At 73.5% G+C, this 19,072-nt stretch carries 16 protein-coding genes; 13 read left to right on the top strand and 3 right to left on the bottom strand.

From position 1 onward, the window contains the following. The first annotated feature begins 288 nt into the window (after positions 1–288). The 5 genes from ACFV7Q_RS15120 (at position 289) to ACFV7Q_RS15100 (ending at position 4,433) form a co-directional block, all read left to right on the top strand. Entirely contained in the window at positions 289–1,092 is an 804-nt protein-coding gene (locus ACFV7Q_RS15120; RefSeq protein ID WP_385428467.1) for a caspase domain-containing protein, read from the top strand. 66 nt (positions 1,093–1,158) lie between these two features. Next, positions 1,159–1,701: a winged helix-turn-helix transcriptional regulator gene (locus ACFV7Q_RS15115; RefSeq protein ID WP_385428466.1), complete on the top strand. Its 543-nt coding sequence runs from the start codon at positions 1,159–1,161 to the stop codon at positions 1,699–1,701. Next, on the top strand, positions 1,698–2,642 hold the full coding sequence (locus ACFV7Q_RS15110) for a ketopantoate reductase family protein (protein ID WP_385428464.1): 945 nt from the start codon (positions 1,698–1,700) through the stop codon (positions 2,640–2,642). The genes ACFV7Q_RS15115 and ACFV7Q_RS15110 overlap by 4 nt, the downstream gene beginning before the upstream one ends. A 232-nt stretch (positions 2,643–2,874) precedes the next feature. Beyond that, the gene (locus tag ACFV7Q_RS15105; protein WP_385428463.1) at positions 2,875–3,288 is read left to right on the top strand and encodes a rodlin; all 414 of its coding nucleotides are present in this window, start codon (positions 2,875–2,877) and stop codon (positions 3,286–3,288) included. Between the two features lie 209 nt (positions 3,289–3,497). After that, a complete protein-coding gene (locus ACFV7Q_RS15100; protein ID WP_385428462.1) occupies positions 3,498–4,433 on the top strand; it encodes a glycoside hydrolase family 19 protein in 936 nt (311 codons plus the stop codon). Positions 4,434–4,484: 51 nt separating this feature from the next. Here the strand turns inward: ACFV7Q_RS15100 and ACFV7Q_RS15095 are convergent, their stop codons facing one another. The 3 genes from ACFV7Q_RS15095 to ACFV7Q_RS15085 form a co-directional block, all read right to left on the bottom strand. Beyond that, complete coding sequence (locus tag ACFV7Q_RS15095) at positions 4,485–7,256, bottom strand: AAA family ATPase (protein WP_385428460.1); 2,772 nt, start codon at positions 7,254–7,256, stop codon at positions 4,485–4,487. A gap of 198 nt (positions 7,257–7,454) precedes the next feature. Continuing rightward, positions 7,455–9,239, bottom strand: coding sequence for a S8 family serine peptidase (locus tag ACFV7Q_RS15090; protein WP_385428515.1), 1,785 nt, complete (start codon positions 9,237–9,239; stop codon positions 7,455–7,457). Positions 9,240–9,600: 361 nt separating this feature from the next. Beyond that, positions 9,601–10,338 (bottom strand): DUF1838 family protein, encoded by a 738-nt coding sequence (locus ACFV7Q_RS15085; protein ID WP_385428459.1) that lies wholly within the window; start codon positions 10,336–10,338, stop codon positions 9,601–9,603. Between the two features lie 113 nt (positions 10,339–10,451). Here ACFV7Q_RS15085 and ACFV7Q_RS15080 point away from each other — a divergent pair, with 113 nt between their 5' ends. From ACFV7Q_RS15080 to ACFV7Q_RS15045, 8 genes are all read left to right on the top strand, one after another. Continuing rightward, positions 10,452–11,447 carry a DUF1996 domain-containing protein gene (locus ACFV7Q_RS15080; protein WP_385428457.1) on the top strand — a complete coding sequence of 332 codons (996 nt, stop codon included), beginning with the start codon at positions 10,452–10,454 and terminating at the stop codon, positions 11,445–11,447. Positions 11,448–11,544: 97 nt separating this feature from the next. Beyond that, a complete protein-coding gene (locus tag ACFV7Q_RS15075) occupies positions 11,545–12,141 on the top strand; it encodes a sigma-70 family RNA polymerase sigma factor (protein WP_385428455.1) in 597 nt (198 codons plus the stop codon). Next, positions 12,138–12,887, top strand: coding sequence for an anti-sigma factor family protein (locus ACFV7Q_RS15070; RefSeq protein ID WP_385428453.1), 750 nt, complete (start codon positions 12,138–12,140; stop codon positions 12,885–12,887). Before ACFV7Q_RS15075 ends, ACFV7Q_RS15070 begins: the two co-directional genes overlap by 4 nt. Positions 12,888–13,105: 218 nt before the next feature. Further along, entirely contained in the window at positions 13,106–14,041 is a 936-nt protein-coding gene (locus tag ACFV7Q_RS15065; protein WP_385428451.1) for a RimK family alpha-L-glutamate ligase, read from the top strand. Then, a complete protein-coding gene (locus ACFV7Q_RS15060) occupies positions 14,038–14,844 on the top strand; it encodes a RimK family alpha-L-glutamate ligase (RefSeq protein WP_385428449.1) in 807 nt (268 codons plus the stop codon). Before ACFV7Q_RS15065 ends, ACFV7Q_RS15060 begins: the two co-directional genes overlap by 4 nt. A 407-nt stretch (positions 14,845–15,251) precedes the next feature. Next, positions 15,252–16,106, top strand: coding sequence for a DMT family transporter (locus ACFV7Q_RS15055; RefSeq protein ID WP_385428447.1), 855 nt, complete (start codon positions 15,252–15,254; stop codon positions 16,104–16,106). Positions 16,107–16,334: 228 nt separating this feature from the next. Next, the gene (locus tag ACFV7Q_RS15050; RefSeq protein WP_385428445.1) at positions 16,335–16,613 is read left to right on the top strand and encodes a hypothetical protein; all 279 of its coding nucleotides are present in this window, start codon (positions 16,335–16,337) and stop codon (positions 16,611–16,613) included. Positions 16,614–16,840: 227 nt separating this feature from the next. After that, on the top strand, positions 16,841–18,868 hold the full coding sequence (locus ACFV7Q_RS15045; protein WP_385428513.1) for a HelD family protein: 2,028 nt from the start codon (positions 16,841–16,843) through the stop codon (positions 18,866–18,868). Positions 18,869–19,072 lie beyond the last annotated feature (204 nt).

Below are 19,072 nucleotides of genomic sequence, written 5' to 3'. Positions count from 1 at the left end.
GCGCCGGAGCACGGATGCCGGTCACCGCCAGTATTGGCCGGGCAACGGGAGGCCGCCAGTTGGTCGCGGCATTGCTCCGCTTGAATGTTGACCGGTCAACTCACACGGCGGCAGGACGGGTGCCGTCGCGCGCGGTCGCGGCCCCGGCGGGTCACGCATTCGGACGCCCGCCCGCCGTCCGCGCCGGGGAGGCCCGATCGGGGGTCGCTGCGCGCCGCGGGGTTCGGCCGCCCTCCTGCCGCGGAACCCATCCCGAGGTATCCCCATCCCCGCACCGAGGAGGACCCCATGCCCCACGGCCTGTCCATCCACATCGGACTCAACAAGGTCGACCCCGCCAAGTACAACGGCTGGGACGGACAGCTCATGGCGTGCGAGAACGACGCCCACGACATGGCGGCAGTGGCCCGCGCGGCCGGGTTCGAGGAGACGGTACTGCTCACCCAGCAGGGCACCGTCGACAACATCACGGCCGCGCTGCGCAAGGCCGCCAAGAAGCTCAAGGACGGCGACATCCTGCTGTTCACCTACTCCGGCCACGGCAGCCAAATGCCCGACGCCGAGGGCGACGAACCGGACGAGCTCGACGAGACGCTGGTGTTCTACGACCGCCAGTTCCTCGACGACGAACTGAACCGCGAGTTCCGCCGGTTCTCCCCCGGGGTCCGCATCTTCACCCTGCTCGACTGTTGCCACAGCGGCACCGCGACGGAGGTTCCGGCCGCCGGCGAGGGGAACGGCGAGGCGACGCCCAGGGTCATGCCCGTGCTGCGCCAGCAGCAGGTGTTCGAGCAGAACAAGGAGTTCTACCAGAACCTCCAGCGCGAGCTGAGGAAGGAGGGCAACGGCGCGGGCCCCGGCACCGTGCTCATCTCCGCCTGCCAGGACCATCAGGTCGCCCTGGACGGCAGGGCGAACGGAGCGTTCACCGGAGCCCTGCTGCGCGTGTGGGACGAGGGCGCCTTCGACGGCGGCTACCAGGAGTTCCACCGCAGCATCAAGGACCGGCTGCCGCGTTCGCAGGTGCCGAACTTCCACACGACGGGCAGCCCGTCACCGGAATTCCTCGGCCAGAAGCCCTTCACCGTCTGAGCGGAGGAACCGGAAACCCGCCCCGAGTATGGTTCGGTCACCGAACTCAGCGGGTAGGGTGGGTCCATGACGTTGCCCCGCCACTACCAGGGCCAGACCTGTGCCCTCTCCCGTGCCATGGAGGTGGTAGGCGAGCGCTGGACCCTGCTGATCGTGCGGGATGCCTTCTTGGGGGTCCGGCGCTTCGCCGACTTCGCCGGCCACCTCGGCATCCCGCGCGCGGTGCTCACCGACCGGCTCGCCGTGCTGACCGGGGCCGGCGTCCTCGACCGGGTACCCGCGGACGGCCGCCGGGCGGTGTACGTCCTGACCCCGAAGGGCGTTCGCCTCTGGCCGGTCGTCCGGTCCCTGTCCCTGTGGGGCGAGGAGCACCAGCCGGCCCCGGGCGGGCCGCGCAGGGTCTACCTGCACGCCGACGACGGGGAACCGGTCACCCCCGACGGCCGCTGCACCGGCTGCGGCGCCGTCGTCGGGGCCGCCGACCTCCTCGTCGCCCCCGGCCCCGGACTGGCGCCGCCGTCCGAGGACGACGACCCCGTCACCGCGGCCCTCCACCAACCGCACCGGCTCCTGACGCCGCTGCCCCTCACGAAAGGCTCTCCCGCATGAGAATCCTGACCGTCGGCGCCGGCGCCGTGGGCGGCTGGTTCGGCGCCCGACTCGCTCGCGCCGGACACGACGTCACCTTCCTGGTGCGGCCCCAGCGGGCAGCGGTCCTGCGCGCCCGCGGCCTGCGGGTGAGCGGGCTCGGCGAGGAGATAGCCCTCGCACCACAGCTGGTGACCGCCGACGAGCTGGCGCAGACGTACGACCTGGTCCTGCTGTCGGTGAAGTCCACGGCCCTCGACCGCGCGACCAAGGACCTCGCCCCGGCGGTCGGCCCGCGGACCGCGATCCTGCCGCTGCTCAACGGCATGGCCCATCTGGACCGGCTCGCCGACGTCTTCGGCCGCAGGGCGGTCCTCGGTGGCGTCGCCAAGGTGGTCACCACCCTCGACGAGCACGGGGACATCGTGCGCATGGCGCCGCCGTCCGCGGTCCTCACCGGTGAACTCGACGGCGCACCCTCGGCCCGGGTGGACGCCGTACGCGCCCTGCTGACCGGGGCCGGCATCGACAGCCCCGACGTCCCGGACATCACCGCCGCCATGTGGCACAAGTGGGTCTTCATCACCGCCCTCTGCGCCTCCACGTGTCTGATGCGCGGCTCCGTCGGCGAGTTCAACGCCGTTCCCGGCGGCACCGAACTGGCCCGGGCCCTGCTCGCGGAGGCGGCGGCCGTCGCGGCGGCCGCCGGGTACCCCGTACCGGAGTCCGAACTCGCCTTCACCACGCAGACGGTGACCACCGCCGGATCGCGGCTCACCCCGTCCCTGTACCGGGACGTGCTCGCCGGTCGCTCCACCGAGGTCGAACACGTCCTCGGTGACCTGGTCGCCCGCGCACGGACCTTGGCCGTCCCCACACCGCTGCTGGACCTCGCCACGCTGCAGCTGCGGGTGCACCAGCACCGTACGGCTCAACAGGAGCAGGGGGCGGCCACAGGGTGACCTTCCGCGCGGGCCGTCGTTGGACACGGTGGTCAAGCGAAGTGCACCCGCGAAGTCCCGGTCCCCCTCGGGGGGCCGGGACTTCGTGCTGTCCGGGTGCAGGAATGCGCGCGCGGGCCGTGCGCTCGGCCAGTCGGGTGACAGGGGATAACCCCCGGCCCGGGCGGCAGTTGATCAGCTCGTCCCGCCGGGGGCACCCACCATGTGACAGTGCAACAGAAGGATCTTCCCCATGCTCAAGAAGCTCATGGCCACCACCGCGGTCACCGCCTCCGTGCTGGCCGCCGGCGCCGCGGTAGCCTCCCCGGCGATGGCGATCGGCAACGACAACGGCGTCAACACCGTCAACGGCAACGACTCGGCCCAGATCTACGGCAACCAGAAGACCGAAGGTGCGCAGAGCCCGCAGCTCGGCCTGGTCCAGGGCACCCTGAACAAGCCGTGCATCGGCCTGCCGGTGAAGGTCAACGCCCAGTCCCTGATCGCGCTCCTCGCCAACATCGGCGTCCAGGACATCAACGTCGCGTCCAACCCGATGAACCAGCAGTGCGCCGAGAACTCCACCCAGGCCAAGGGCGACGAGACCCTCTCGCACGTCCTCAGCAACATCCCGGTCCTCTCCGGCAACCTCTCCGCCGGCAGCTGACCCCGCCCGGCGCGGCCGCGGACGCCCCGCACCGCACTGGACCGCATCACCCCGCAGGGCCCGTACGCCACACCGCGCGTACGGGCCCCGCCCGTGCCCGCCGCCCGCTACCGCTTTTGGTCTAGACCTTGACAGGTTCAGACCATTTTGGATTGAGTGGCGGAACGTGCCGCCCCACCGGCGATTCCCCCCACCCAAGGAGCAGTTGCGTGATACGTCGACTCCGCCGCACCCTCGCCCTCGCCTCCGCAACGGCCGCCGCCCTGGGCTTCGCGGCCGCCCTCCCCGCCACCCCCGCCACGGCCTCCGCCTCCGTCACCGCCACGGCCTGTGCCGTGCCGTGGACCTCCTCGACCGTCTACACCGGCGGCACGAACGCCTCCCACGCCGGGCACAACTGGCGGGCCAAGTGGTGGACCCTGGGCGAGACCCCCGGCACCACCGGCCAGTGGGGCGTCTGGTCCGACCTCGGCGGCTGCAGTACCGGCGGCGGCCAGGACCCGGACCCGGGGAACGGGAACCCGTCCGGCTTCGTCGTCTCCGAGGCGCAGTTCCGGCAGATGTTCCCGAACCGGAACCCCTTCTACACCTACGACGGCCTGGTTGCGGCGCTCTCCGCGTACCCCGCCTTCGCGGGCACCGGCGACTACACCACCCGGCGGCGGGAGGCGGCCGCCTTCCTCGCGAACGTCTCGCACGAGACGGGCGGACTCGTCCACGTCGTGGAGCAGAACACCGCCAACTACCCCCACTACTGCGACACGAGCCGACCCTACGGTTGCCCGGCCGGACAGGCCGCCTACTACGGCCGCGGTCCCATCCAGTTGAGCTGGAACTTCAATTACAAGGCCGCCGGCGACGCCCTCGGCATCAACCTGCTCGCCAACCCGTACCTGGTGGAGCAGGATCCGGCCATCGCCATGAAGACGGCCCTGTGGTACTGGAACACCCAGAACGGCCCGGGCACGATGACCGCGCACGCGGCCATCGTGAACGGCGCCGGCTTCGGCGAGACGATCCGCTCCATCAACGGGGCCCTGGAGTGCAACGGCGGCAACCCCGCACAGGTCCAGAGCCGGGTGGACGCCTACCGGAACTTCACCGCGCTGCTGGGCGTGACCCCGGGCGACCACCTGACCTGCTGACGGCGGCGGGCACGCAACGGCTCCGGGCGGCGCTCGCAGGCGGGAGCCCGCTCAGCGGCCCCGCAGGGCGGTCGCCAACTGGGCCCGGGAGCGGACCTCCAGCTTCTGGTAGATCCGGGTCAGTCGGGCCTCGACGGTCTTGACGCTGACGAACAGCTTGGCGGCCGCCTCCTGGTTGCTGGCCCCCTCGGCCACCAGCAGTGCCAGCCGGGCCTCCGCCCCGGTCAGCGCGGCCAGTGCCACGGACGGCCCCGCCTCGGCGGGCACCGGCTCCCGACCCTCCCCGGCCAGCTCCGCCCACGGCTTCGCACCGGCCTGCGCGAACACCTCGGCCGCCGTACGGAGCGCGGTACGGGCGGGGGCCCGACGCCGGCGCCGCCGCTCCACCCTGGCCAGGGCGAGCAGGGTGCGGCCGTGCTCGACCGGCAGGCCGAGCGCGTCGAAGCGGGCGGCGGTGTCCCTCAGGAGGTCCACCGCCGCGGCGGGGTCGCCGTGCGCGGACAGGACGAGCCCGCGGGCCCGGTCGAGGGCGGCCAGCACCGGTGCGCGGCCGAGGGCGGCGGCGACCGCCCGGACCTCGTCGATCAGCTCGGCGGCCGCGTCGGGCGCATCGGCGGCGACGAGGGCCTCGGCCAGTTCCCCGTGCCACCGCAGGATGGACGGGTCGACGACCTGCTGGGCCGCCTCCAGTCCGGCGACCCGGCGCAGGGTGGAGACGGCCTTCGCGGCCTCCCCCGTCGCCAGTTCGACCAGGCCGAGCGCGTACAGGCTGCGCGAGAGGAACACCTGGTCGCCCTCCTCCTCCGAGGCCTGGATGCCGCGGCGGGCGTAGCCGGCGGCGCGGGCGAAGCTGCCGCCCGTGGCCTCGGCCATCGCGGCGACGTACCAGGCGGGGCCGGGCGAGAGGCCCGCCTCGATGGTGAGTTCCAGGGCGCGGCGGGCGTGTGCGGAGGCGACCCGGCAGCGGCCGCTGCGCTGCTCGGTCTCGGTGAGGCTGCGCAGCACCTCGAAGACGTCCTCGGCGGAGCCGGTGCGCTGGACGGCGGGCAGCAGGACGAGCAGCTGGCGGCGGGCGTCGTCGAGCCGGTCGTCGAAGAGGGCGTGCCTGACCGCCAGGTACTGCGGTGCGTTGCGCATGCCGAGCGGCACCTCGGGGGCCGGCAGGGCGAGGGCCTCGGCGAGGATGTCCTCGGCGTCGGGGTCGCCGAGGATGCGGCCCATGCGGGCCCGGACGGTGAGGGCCATGGCCTCGGCGGTCGTGTCGCCGCCCAGGGCGGCGAGCCGGCCGGCCTCGGCGGCGGCGTCACGGGAACGGACGGGGTCGCCGTCGCTGAGGTTGTGCTTCCAGGCGATCCGGAGTTGGACGGCGGCCTGGAGGGCGGGGTCACCCTCGGCCTCGTCCATGGCGTGGGCGAAGGTCTCGTCGAGGGTGCCGAGCGCCTGGCCGGCGGCGTCGATGACGGCGAGGCGGGAACGGACCCGGTCGGAGGGGGAGGCGTCCCGGGCGAGCACCGCCCGGGTGGCACGGCGGGCGAGGTCGGCGCGGCCGGCCCAGCCTGCGTCCTCGGCGGCGGCGACCAGGCGGGCCAGTTCGTCGCCGGGCAGGTCGGTGGGCGTGCGCTCTGCGGCGAGCAGGCCGAGTTCGGCGGCGAGGGCGCGCTGGCCGCGGCGCCGGCAGGCGGCCGCTGCCCGGGTGATCTCGGCGGCGAGCCATTCGTCGGGGGCGTCCACCGCCAGCGCCCGGTGCCGTACGGCCTGGACGGGGTCGTCGACGGCGGCGGCCAGCGCGGCGTGTCCTGCGGCCCGCTCGGGCCAGCCGGCGTCGGCGGCGAGGGCCATGGGCAGGGCGCCCGCGGTGAAGGCGACGGCACCGCCCTCCCCCACGGTGACGAGCGCGGCCCGTTCGGCCTCGGCGAGCTCGGCCTCGGCGTCGGGCCGGCCGGCACGGCGCAGCAGGGCGGTGGTGGGGCGGGCGGCGAGGGCGGCGAGCAGCAGGGTGCGGCGGGCCTCGACGGGTACCTCGGCGAGGAGCCGGCGGGCGACCTCGCGGGCCTGGCCGGACAGGGGGAGGGTGTCGGCGTGGTGGGCGCTGCCGTCGCGGTTGCCGGCGGCTTCGGCGAGGGAGCGGCCGAGGGCGAGGGCGAGGCGGGGGTTGCCGCCGCTGGCCTGGTGGACGCGGCCGGCGATGCGGGCGGGCAGGCCGTGGCGGACGAGGAGTTCGGCGACCTCGTCGGCGCCGAGCGGGGGGATGCGTACCGCGGGGGTGCCGGGGCCGCACAGGGGCTCGGTGACCGGGGTGCCGCCCTGGGGGCGCTCGGCGACCAGGACCCGGACCCCGGGCGGGGTCAGGCGCAGGGCGAAGCGGAGCAGGTCGGTGCTCTCGGTGTCGAGCCACTGGGCGTTGTCGAGGACGAGGAGGACGGGGCTGCGCTCGGCGAGGGTGCGCAGCACCTCGACGACGGCGAGGCGCAGGGCGACGTGGTCGCGGCCGGCGCGGGGGGTGTCGGTCTCGCGGCGCAGCAGGGCGATGGCGGTGCGCTGGGGTCCGGAGAGCCGTTCGAGGGCGGCGCACGGGACGGAGGCGAGGAGCGCGGCGGCGGAGGCCTCGGGGATCCACCGGTCGGCGGCGTCGGGGGCGAGGGTGAGCACGGTTTCGAGGCGGGCCTCGGCGGCGGCCGCGACGGCGGCGGCCAGCTCGGTCTTGCCCGCGCCGGCGGGTCCGGTGATCAGGGCGCGCCCGTGCGCGGTCAGGGCGTGTTCGACCGCCTTGACCAGTTCACCGTGTCCGACCGTCGTGCCGGCCCGCCCCGTCGGCGCCACCACCCACCGCCACCCGCCTTTCGCTCCCCTGTGGCTTTCCTGTGAGAGGCGAGAATACGAGGTCGGGTGCCATGTGCCCACGGATTGTGACGCAGAATTCAGTCGGCCGAAACGAAAGCCCTGCGGAGCCGCCGGACCGGGGGGTTCGGCGGCTCCGCAGGGTCTCAGCATCCGGACTCACGGAGCCGGACCGTCGGACTCTCAGAAGACGAGGTTCCAGGAGTCGATGTAGCCGGTGTCGCCGGCGGCGTTGTCGTTGACCCGGAGCTTCCAGGTGCCGTTCGCGACCTCGGAGGAGGCGTTGACGGTGTACTGCTGGTTGATGTTGGCGGTGGCGCCGCCGGCCCGGTTGTGCAGGGTGTAGACGGAGCCGTCCGGGGCGACCAGGTCGACCTTCAGGTCACCGATGTAGGAGTGCTTGATGTCGACGCCCACCTTGAGGGTGGCCGGGGCGTTGCCGGTCACACCGCTGACGGTGATCGGGCTCTCGACGGTCGCGTTGTCGCTGATGGTGTAGTTGATGGTGTTTTCGAGGGCCGGGGTGGTCGGCGTCGAGGTCACCGCGTTGACCGTGGCGGTGGCGTCGGCGAGGCCGCTGCCGCAGCCGCCGGTGCAGGTGCCGGCCAGCGGGCGGGCGTTGGTCTTGATGGCCGTCTCGACCTGCGCCGGGGTCAGCGAGGGCTTGGCGGAGACCATGAGCGCGGCGAGGCCCGCGACGTGCGGGGCGGCCATGCTGGTGCCCTGGTAGGGCTCGTAGTTCTCGCTGCCCGGGGTGGTGGCGCCCGTGTTCAGCGTCGAGAGGATGCCGTTCTCGGGGGTGGTGATGGTGCCCGGCGTGTCGGTGGCGCGGCGGGTCTCGCCACCCGGGGCGGCGATGTCGACCTTCGCTCCGTAGTTGGAGTAGAAGGAGCGGTCGCCGGTGCGGTTGCTGGCGGCCACGGTGATGACGTTGTTGCAGCTGGCGGGGGAGAAGCCGGCCGCGTCCGCGTTGCTGTTGCCGGCGGCCACGACGACGGTGGTGCCGCGGGCGACGGCCGCGTTGATGGCGTTCTGGTAGCTGGTGGTGCAAGCACCGGAGCCGCCGAGGCTCATGTTGATGACCTTGGCCGGGTTGGCGTTGGCCGGGGTGCCCGCGACGGTGCCGCCGGAGGCCCAGGTGATGGCGTCGACGATGTCCGAGGTGGCGCCGCCGCACTTGCCGAGGACGCGGATGGGCTGGATCTTCGCGTTGTACGCGATGCCCGCGATGCCCTTGGAGTTGTTCGTGGCCGCGGCGATGGTGCCCGCGACGTGGGTGCCGTGCCAGGAGGAGTCGCTGGCCTTGGAGCCGGTGCCGCACTCGCCGGCGGCGCTCCAGTCGCCCTGGTCGGCCGGGTTGCTGTCGCGGCCGTTGCCGTCGCGGGCGGCGGTGGAGCTGCTGATGAAGTCGTAGCCGGGGACGATGTTCGCGGCGAGGTCGGAGTGCGCGACGTAGCCGGTGTCGATCACGGCGACGGTGACGCCGGAGCCGGTGGTCTTGTCCCAGGCCGCAGGAACGTTCATGCCGGCGGTGGGCTCGAAGAGGTCCCACTGCTTGGCGTAGTCGGTGTCGTTCGGGAGGGCCATCGCGTAGGCGCGGCTGTCCGGCTCGACGTAGGCGACGTCCGGGTCGCTGCGGAACTGGGCCATGAGGTCGGCCGCGTCCTTCGGGGCGGTGGCGCCGCCGAGGCTGACGAGCGCCGCACCGGTGCCGAGGCGGCGGTCGAACGAGGCCTTCTTGCCGGCCTTCTTGCCCTTGGCGGCGGCGTCGTCCGCGGCGGCCTTGTTGGAACTGGCCTCGGAGGCGGTGGACTTGTAGCCGACGATCAGGTTCTCCACCGGCGCGGTGGCCGGGGCGGCGGGCGCACCGGGGGCCGGGAGAGCAGCGGCGGACGGGGCCGGCGCGGGCTCCGCGCCGGCCAGGGCCACGGAGGCGGTGGCGGAGCCGGCCAGCATGGTGACGGACATCGCCACCACGGATATCAGCCTGCGTCGCGTTGAGTGCACGGTGTTCCCTTTCGCGGGCCGTTTCCGGGCAGGCCGGAGCGGCCGGTCGGGCTGTGTGGGAGGTGGTTCGGCGACTACGGGGCCGGGGCGGGCTGGTCAATTCCGCTCCGGCCACCGCTGCTCGCCGCGTTGCCCCGGCCGCATCGGCGGGGCGGGGGCAACGGCGGTGCGGGCGATCGACCCTGCCGCACGGCTTCGCACCATGTGGGGTTGGGGCGGGGGCCTTCGGGGGAAGATCGCCGGTGGGCAGACAGTAGGCAACGGGGGGATGAACGCGATACGGGGAAAACCCTTGTCCGCCCCCCGTCGACCCGTCCGTACCCTAGTGCACGGGGTGCAGCCTGCGGAAATAGGTCCAGCTGGTCTCGTTCGGCGCGGACCATTCGTCGGGTGCGCGGTCGTACTCGGGGTGGCTGGCGGCGATGTGGGCGCGGGTCCGCTCGGGGACTTCCGCGTAGCTGCCGAGTTTGCGCCCCCGACAGTGGAAGGTGAGCCCGCCCGGCCGCTGCCCCTGTTCCATCCAGGGCAGCCAGGGGGACATGCGCGTCCAGGACATGGTGCACGGGACACCGGGGGCGTCGGTGGTGAGCACCGACTCCGGGGCGAAGAACTGGAAGAGCTCCAGGGCCCGGTAGGTGTCACCGGAGGAGTGGAGCGGGTAGTCGGCGACGGGCAGCGGCGAGGGGTAGGAGAGCGGGATCTCCAGGCTGAAGCAGACCTGGTCCCCGAGCCGGGTGAGCGGGACGGGGAAGGGGCGCAGCTGGAGGTTCGCCGGATCGTTCCAGACGTGGACCACCTGCTTCCCCTCCCACTTGTCCAGAATGTCCCTCGTGTGGGGGTCCAGGTAGAACGCGGCTTCCCTGGAGAGGAGTCGGTAGCCGCCGGTCTCCTCGTCCGGCACGAGCCGGGATACGTTGAGGCCCTCGAAGCCGAACAGGCGCCGGTAGGGCTCGTCCGGGACCCAGGAGTGGACGTCCCCCGTCCAGTGGAAGACCACCTCGGCGCCGTCGAGGGAGGCGCGGGCCCGGGCGAAGGCGTGCAGAAGCTCAGCCGGTGTCATCCGGGTACTGTGCTCGGCCGTCCACGGACCGGGCAAGGGGGTACCGCGCCGAGGAACGGCCGGTATGCGATGTCAGGTTGACGCTGCGGCGGGCAACGGCAACCGTGACCGGCATGAGGAAGAGGAACGAGCGCCACCTGCTCACGCTGCTGGTCTGCCTGGTGTTGGGCGCCGGGCTGCTCGCGGCCGTGCCGGTGGCGTCACGCCTGGGCGGCCCCGAGAGGGCGGCCACGGACGGTGCGGGAGACTCCGTGGACCTGCGGGCGGTGCCGCCCGGACCCGCCGGGCCGCCCCCGGCCGGGCCGGACGCTTCGACGGGCACGGTGGCGGTGGATTGCGGGCGCAACGAGGAGCGCCACTTCAACGAGGACAACCTGGTGGTCTCCCCGGGGCTGCACTCCGGTGCGCACCACACCCACGCGTACGTGGGGAACCTGTCCACGGACGCGCGGTCGACCGACGCCTCGCTCGCCGCCGCCGCGACCAGCTGCCCCGGCGGCGACCGGTCCACGTACTACTGGCCGGTCCTGCGCCGCACGGACCGGGCGGGCAGGCTCCCGTACGAGCGGGCCGCGGGACACGGCAACACGGGCGAGATCCTGTCGGAGGCCTCGGTGTCGGTGGAGTTCCACGGGAACCCGGCGAGCAAGGTCGTGCCGATGCCGCGTTTCCTGCACGCGGTGACCGGCGACGCCGTGGCCCGTACCGCGGGCAGCGATGCCGACGTCCGGGCCCGGTGGGGGTGTTCCGGCCTGCCCGACCGGTCCACCACCCACTACCCGCGTTGCCCGGAGGGCGACCGGGTCACGCGTACGCTCGCCTTCCCCAGCTGCTGGAACGGGCTGGAGGGGGACAGCCCGAACCACCGCTCGCACCTGGTCTTCCCCGCCGCGAACGGCGTGTGCCCGCAGAACACCTTCCCGGTGCCGCAGCTGCGCATCCGGCTGGCGTACGACGTGGCGCCGGGGGTGCCGCTCGCCGTCGACTCCTTCCCCGAGCAGCGGCACAGTCCGCGGACCGACCACGCCATGTTCGTGAACGTGATGACGGACGGGCAGATGGCCGCGGTCGTCGCCTGCATCAACGAGGGCCGCACGTGCCACATCTGAGGGTCCGCTAGTTGTGGCGCAGCTCACATGAACCGCTCGTCGTCGCACCGCGTGTTCTGACCGCACGACTCGGCGAGGAAGACGGAGAGAGGGTGCGATGGCCGGACCACTGTGGCCCCGTACGCGGCGGGGCTCGACCGACGAAGCCTTGATCAGGTCGGTCTACGAGGAGCACGGCCATGCCCTGCTGGCGTACGCCACCCGGTTGACCGGGGACCGTGCGACGGCCGAGGACGTCGTCCAGGAAACCCTCATCCGGGCCTGGCGGCATTCGGAGGCCCTGGTCAACGGGAAGGGTTCGGTGCGGGGCTGGCTGCTGACGGTCGCCCGCAACATCGTCACCGACCGCTACCGGGCCAGGGCCGCCCGCCCGCAGGAGGTCTCCGGCGAGGCGGCCGCTCCCCCGGTCGAGGTCGACCACGCCGACTCGGTCGTGGACACCATGACCGTGCTCGGGGCGCTCGACCAGCTGTCCCCGGAACACCGGGACGTGTTGAAGGAGTTGTACTACCGGCAGCTGAGCGTGGCCGAGGCGGCCGACAGCCTCGGCATCCCGGCCGGTACGGTCAAATCACGCTCGCACTACGCGCTCAAGGCCTTGCGCGAGGTGTTCAGACAGAACGGTGCAAAGGAGGGCAATCGAATGGGCAGGCCGCCCCAGCAGCCCGCCGGACTGCGGGAGGTGGTGGCATGAACCGGCAGCAATACGAGCACGAGGTGGAACTCCTCGGCCCGTACGTTCTCGGCGTCCTGGACGAGGAGGACGTCCGCCGGGTCGAGGCGCACGTGAGCGGCTGCGTGCGCTGCCGGGAGGAGGTGGCCGCATTGCGTGAGATGGAAGCGGCGCTGGGCGAGGTGCCCCCGGAGGCGTTCCTCGACGGACCGCCCCAGGGCGGCGACCTGATGCTCCAGCGCACGCTGCGGCAGGTGCGCGGGGAGGCGGCCTCCCACCGGCGCCGCCGGCTCGGTCTGGCCGGCCTGGCCGCGGCGGCTTCGCTGGCCGCGGTGTTCTGGGCCGGAGCCCAGACGGGCGGCGGTGACGGCGAAGCCGTCGCACAGCCGCCCGTCCCGGGGCCGACGGTCACGGCGGCGCCGTCCCCACCGCCCGCCGGGACCAGGGTGGCCTCGGCGACCGATGCGGGGACCGGGGCGCGGATGACCGTACGGGTCACGCCCGCCGCGAAGTGGGTGCGGGTGCACGCTGCCGTGACCGGGGTGCCGGCGGGCGAGCGGTGCCGGCTGGTGGTCGTGTCGCGGGACGGCAAGAAGAACACCGCCGGCAGCTGGGTCGTGGGCGGCGGCGGCCAGGCGGGCGGTGAAGCGAAGGGGGCAGCACTGGACGGGTCGGCGTGGGTGGATCCCGCGGACGTCCGCGAGGTGCTGGTCGAGAACGAAGCGGGGAAGAAGTTCGTGTCCGTGCCGGTACCCGCTCCCGCCTGACCCACCGTCGACGCGCCCCGAGAGCCCGGTCCGCCCCTGGTGGTGGGCCGGGCTCCCCCCGTGCCGGGCGTCGGGCGGGCGGGGGTGTGCGCCCGGAGGGCTGTGCACATACCGCGGACCGGACCGATCGTCACATTGCGGTCCATGACATCCTGTGACGTCACAGCTCGCCGGACGTAATCGGCGGACGTCCGGCGACAACAGGGTGGGGAAGGTCCATGAGGCTCTGCTTCCTGGTGGAGGAGCACTACCGCCATGACGGCATGCCCAACGAGGTGATCCGGCAGCTGACCGCCTGGGGTCACCGGGTGGACGTACTGCGGCCCGGCGGCTCGCTGCTGCACATGACCGAGCTGATGGACGCGGGCACGCACGACGCGTGGGTGCTCAAGACGGTGTCCGGCGGACCCGGACTCACCCTGCTGGAGGCCGCGGCCGCCGCCGGGGCCACCACCGTCAACGAGGCCCGGTCGATCCGCGGCGTCCGGGACAAGGCGCTGGCCGCGGCCATCGGGCGCGCCGGGGGCCTGCCGATGCCGCAGACGTACGCGGTCGCCCGACCGGACCTGCTGCGGGAGATACCCGCGGCGCAGTACCCGCTGGTCGTCAAGCCCGCGGAGGGCAGCTCCGGCCGCGGAGTGCACCTGGTCCCCTCACCGGAACGGCTGGAGGCGCTGCTGCCCGCGCTCGCCGGCGAGGGAATGCTGATCGCCCAGCCGTACGTGCCCAATCCGGGTACGGACGTGAAGGTGTACGCGGTCGGCGGAGAGCTGTTCGCGACGGAGCGCTGCTCCCCGCTGCACCCGGACCCGGCGGTGCGCGAGCGGCAGGTGCCGCTGTCCGCGGAGGTGGCGCGCATCGCCGCGCAGGTGGGCGCCGTCTACGGGTTGGACCTGTACGGGGTGGACGTGCTGCTCGGCCCGGACGGGCCGGTGGTGGTCGACGTGAACGACTTCCCGAGCTTCCGCCAGGTCCCCGACGCGGCGGCCCGGGTGGCCCGCGCGGTGCTCGGCCTGGCGTCGCGGCCTCGCGGGGCGGCGGTGGCCGCGGCCGCGGCCACCGGCGCCGTCGTGCCGGTGTGCCGCCCGCGGACACCGGCGGTGCCCGTGCCGGTTCCGGCGCGGGTGGCACGGGCGGGCGAGGCCGCACGGTGAGGATCTGCCTGATCACGCCGGAACCGGACCATCCGCTGCTGGCCGCCGCGGCCGGCCTGCTGTGCGCGGCCGGCCACCGGGTGGAATCGCTGGATCCCGGCGCGGTGGCGGAACCCCCGCCCCTGGCCGACGCGTACCTGCTGAAGGCGCGGACGCCCCGGGCCCTGGCCCTGGCGCAGGAGCTGGAGCGGCGGGGCGCGCCGGTGGTCAACTCGGCGGCGGCGACCGCTCTCTGCCAGGACCGCACGGCCATGGCCGAGCTGGCCGTGCGGGCCGGGCTGCCGTTCGCGGCGACCCGTACCCACGGCGCCCTCGGGGCGTGGGCGGCCTCGCGCGACCCGCTGGCGGGCGGGCCCGTCGTGGTCAAGAGCCGGCACAGCCGCCGTCACGACCTGGTGGCCCGGGCCGACGACGCGGCCCGGCTGCGGAAGCTCGCGGCGCAGTGGCCGCAGGAGCCGGTCGTGGTCCAGGACTTCGCGCCGAACAGCGGCTGGGACCACAAGCTGTGGGCCGTCGGCGGCCGGGTCTTCGCCGCCCTGCGCCGTTCCGAACTCGCGCCGGAGGGCCGCGGTCCGACCCTGCCGCTGGCCCTCGGCGAGCTGCCGGACGGTTGGGCGGAACTGGTGCTGCGGGTCGGCGAGGTCTTCGCGCTGGACGTGTACGGCGTGGACGTCATCGACACCGGGGGCGGTACGCCGCTGGTCGTGGACGTGAACGCCTTCCCCGGCATCCGCGGCCAGGACGGCGCCCCCGAGGCCCTCGCCCACCTGGCCCTGGCCCGCGCCACCGCCCACCGCGGCTGAGTCCAGCGGCTGTCGGCCGTAGCCGCCGACGCGGCCCGCCGAACCGCCCGCGCCACCTGGTCCGCCGCACGGGCTCCGCGACCGCGGCGCGCAGCGCGGGTCGAGCCGGCCGGCTCCCCCGCCCGGAAGCGACCCGCGGGACCGCCTGCCGCGCGGGCAACCCACCGCGGCACGAGCCGGGCCGGGTTCCACCGGACACCGGCGTCCGGCCGTCCGGGACGGAGCCCGGCCCGCGGGCCGGGCTACCGCACGGCGGCGATGCCACGGCCCGAGCCGTGCCGGGCTCGGGCGAGCCGGAACCGGCCGGGGCGCGTGCTGGGCGGTAACCCACGTGCGGGGACGGAATCGGGCGGCTTCGGGGCGTGTCGGTGGGGTGGGGCGGGCCCGGGCCGGCTGAGGATCGGCGGATGGGCGTCGTACTACCGGTCCTCTTCGCGCTGTTCGCCGCGCTCAGCAACGCGCTGGCCACCGTGCTCCAGCGGCGGGCGGCCCTGACGGTGCCGCAGAGCCAGGGATTCCGGGCGGGGCTGGTCCTCGACCTGCTGCGGCGGCCCGTGTGGATCGCCGGGATCCTGGCCGTGGTCGCGGCGGGGGCCGGGCAGGCCGCGGCGCTCGCCACCGGCGCACTGGCGCTCGTACAGCCGCTGTTCGTGCTGGAGCTGCCGTTCGCGCTGCTGATCGCCTCACTGGTGGCACGGCGGCGGCTGCCGGGGGCGCTGTGGGCGGCCGTGGCCGCGGTGGTGGCCGGGCTCGGGCTGGCGCTGATCGCGGCCGCGCCGACCGGGAACCGCACGCACGTCCCGCTCGACCGGTGGCTGCCCGCCCTCGCCGCGTGCGCGGGTGCCGCGCTGGCCCTGGCGCTCGCCGGGCTGCGCCGTCCGGCCGGGCGGGCCCGGGCGGGCTGCCTGGGCGCGGCCACCGCCGTCTGCTACGCGCTCACCGCCGCCCTGATGAAGGACGCGGTGCCGCTCCTCGCGGAGGGCGGGATCGGCGCGTTCCTGACCGCCTGGCAGACGTACGCCTTCGCGGTGAGCGGCATCTGCGCGCTGCTGCTCCTCGAACACGCCATGCAGGGCGGCCCGCTGGTCGCCTCGCAGCCCGCGCTGACGCTGGGCGACGCCACCTTCAGCATCGCGCTGGGGGTGGTCCTGTACGACGAGCACCTGCGGTCGGGGGGGTGGCTCCTGCCCCAGCTGCTGGGCGTCGCACTGATCTGCGCGGGCGTCCTCGCGCTGGCCCGGGCCGGGGTGGGCGGCCCCTGACCGGTACGCGCACCCACGGCCCGGCTGCCGGCCCGTAGGGCGGCGCGGCACTTCCCGCGGCCTGGAACCGGTAGAGCGGTACGGGCAGCCGGCCGAGGTCCGGGAGGGGCCGGATCCGCGTCCGTCCCCGGGCGGGGTGGCGGTGGGCCTTGCGGCCGAGGAGTTGGCGGTGGGCCGCGGGCACCGCGGGGACGCGGAGTGTGTGGCCCTGGCCGCGCCGTGACGGTCATGCCCTGGTCGAGCGCGGCCCGCTCGGCGGGCTCCAGTTCGTCGGAGCGGGTGGAGGCGGCTGGAGGTGCCCGCGTCCTCCTCGAAGACGACCGGGTCCTCGGTCCCGGCCTCGTCCGGGACGAGGTTCTGACGTCCGGTCGCCTGCTGGTCGGTCGAGACCCGCTCGTAGACCGGTTCGCCACCGAGGGCCCCTACTGTGCGGAGGACCGGACCCTGTATGTCACCAAACCCTGTCAGCAATCACCATCCGATCTGATGGGATTCGAGCCGCCGTGAACCCCCGGCACCGGCCGCGCAATTGGCGATATGCGGAACCGTGGAATGCGTGAACGCCATACGGTTAGCCGTCATGGATTCAGCCGTAAGGACATGGCTTCACCAAGTAAGTCAAGACTTACCTTTAGGGAACTTTGACCGTATGGTGTGGCTCGAATCGAAGGAGCCCCCTGTTGTCGAAAACGAATGATCCCGCTGTGCGTGCGGTTGAAGCGGAGCAGGATTACGTGTCCTCCTTATATGAGTTGCTCACCGAGCGGCTTTCCGAGGCGCGGTTACACCGAGCGAGTGTGCTGAAGGCCCCGGCGGACAGCGCCGGTGAGGCATACGAGAGAGAAATCGCCGCCGAGCGTTTGGCCAAGGAAATCGGCCGGCTGGAGGGCGCCGAAAAGGGGCTGGTATTCGGGCGCATCGACTGGACGGATGGCACGGCCCTGCGCATCGGTCGGATCGGACTGCATACGGAGGAGGATGACCTGCCCCTGCTCGTGGACTGGCGGGCGAACGCGGCGCGGCCCTTCTACGAGGCGACACCGGTCCACCCGATGGACCTGCGGCGGCGCCGGCACCTGCGCCTCCAGGAGCGCACGGTCATCTCGGTGAGCGACGAACTGCTGGACGGGACCGCCCCGACCGACGAGGACGTCGTGGGGGACGGCCCGTTGACCGAGGCTCTGTCGGCACGGCGTACGGGCAAGATGCACGCGGCCGTAGCGACGCTGCAGGCCGAGCAGGACGAGATCGTCCGCTCCGCCCACCGCGGGGTGACCGTGGTGCAGGGCGGGCCCGGCACCGGCAAGACGGTGGTCGCCCTGCACCGGGCGGCCTATGTCCTGTACGCGTTCCCGCGCGCCGCACAGGAGGGTGTCCTGGTGGTGGGCCCGAACGCCCGGTTCCTCGACTACATCTCGCAGGTCCTTCCCTCGCTCGGAGAGAACGACGTCGTTCTGGCGACCTGCGGGGAACTGGCCGGAGTGTCCACGGACACGGTGGACCCGGTCGGTACGGCGCGTCTCAAGGGCAGCTCCGACCTCGCCGACGCCCTGGCCGGCCTGCTGCGCCTCCACCAAGCCCCCGCCGGTGACTTCACCGTGCGGGTCGGACAGGCACTGGTTCACCTGTCCGGCGAGGAAGTCGCCGGGGCACGCGACGCCGCCGCGGCAGCCGTACCGGGGCACAACCCCGCGCGCCAGGTGTTCGTGGAGCTCTTGGTCGACGCCGTCACCGACGCGGTGCGACGGGACATGGGCGACCTCCTGGAGCAGATCGACGCCGATGCCGAAAGGATGACGGGCATCAACCTCGACCGGTTCACGGGAGCCGCCCAGCGCCGTGCCGAAGGTGCGGCCGACTCGGATCCGGTCCACGAGCTGGACCTGGACGCCATCCGAGCCGATCTCCTCGACGACGCCGACGTCGACCGAGCGGTCGAGGAGTTGTGGCCGCGGCTGGTACCCGGTGACCTCGTCAAGGCGCTCCTGACGAACGCCGGGGCTCTCGCCGAACACCTGCCCCGCCTGACCGTGCAGGAGCGGTCCCTGCTGCTGCGCGGTCCGGACGACCCGTGGACCGATGCCGATGTGCCGTTGCTGGACGAGGCGGCGAGCCTGGTCGACGGCCCCCCAGAGCGGACGTACGGGCACGTCGTCGTCGACGAGGCGCAGGAACTGACCGCCATGCAGTGGCGGATGGTCGTCCGCCGCTGCCCGTCCAGGGCGATGACACTGGTGGGTGACTTCGCCCAGGCGGGCCCGGTCGCGGCAGCACGCGACTGGAAGGAAGCACTGGGCCCCCACGTCGGACCGCGGTTCAAACTGCACAACCTGACCGTCAGCTACCGCACCACGCAGGAGATCCTGGACAGCGTCCGGGACCTGCTCACGCGGATCGCTCCGGACCAGAAGCCCACACGGTCACTGCGCAGCGGTGAGAGCCCTCGCACCGTGACCACGCCTCCGGACGGGTCGGTCACCGCAGTCGTTCGGGAACTCCGCGCCCAGAGCAGCGCGCACCCGGACGAGCTTCTGGGAGTGATCTGCGCGGACACCAGGGTGAGCGAGCTGACGGCCCGGGGCATCGCCCACCACGCACGCATCGTGCCGGCGTCCGAAGCACGCGGCCTGGAATTCGACGGGGTCGTCGTCATGCACCCCGAGGAGATCATCACGGCCCGCCCCGGTGGGGAAAGGGACTTGTACGTGGCCCTGACCCGGGCCACCAAGCGCCTGTGCACGATCACCGTCCGGCCCGCCTGACGGCCCGGCGCCCGATCGACGCCCCCGCGGACGGAGCCGGCCACCCGCATCAGGTGCCGGAACCGGGACTCGATCAGGTCGAAGTCGATCCTGTTCTTGCCCGGCTCGCCGAACAGGGCGTCGATGCAGGAGTGCCGGTTCGCCACGTACGCCAGCTCGTGCCCGCTCGTGCCGGGGACGTGCCGGTCCGCTCGATCTGCGGCC

This window comes from Streptomyces sp. NPDC059851, from assembly GCF_042732005.1.
Classification (GTDB): Bacteria; Actinomycetota; Actinomycetes; order Streptomycetales; family Streptomycetaceae; genus Streptomyces.
This window is presented reverse-complemented; position numbering and strand designations above follow the sequence as displayed.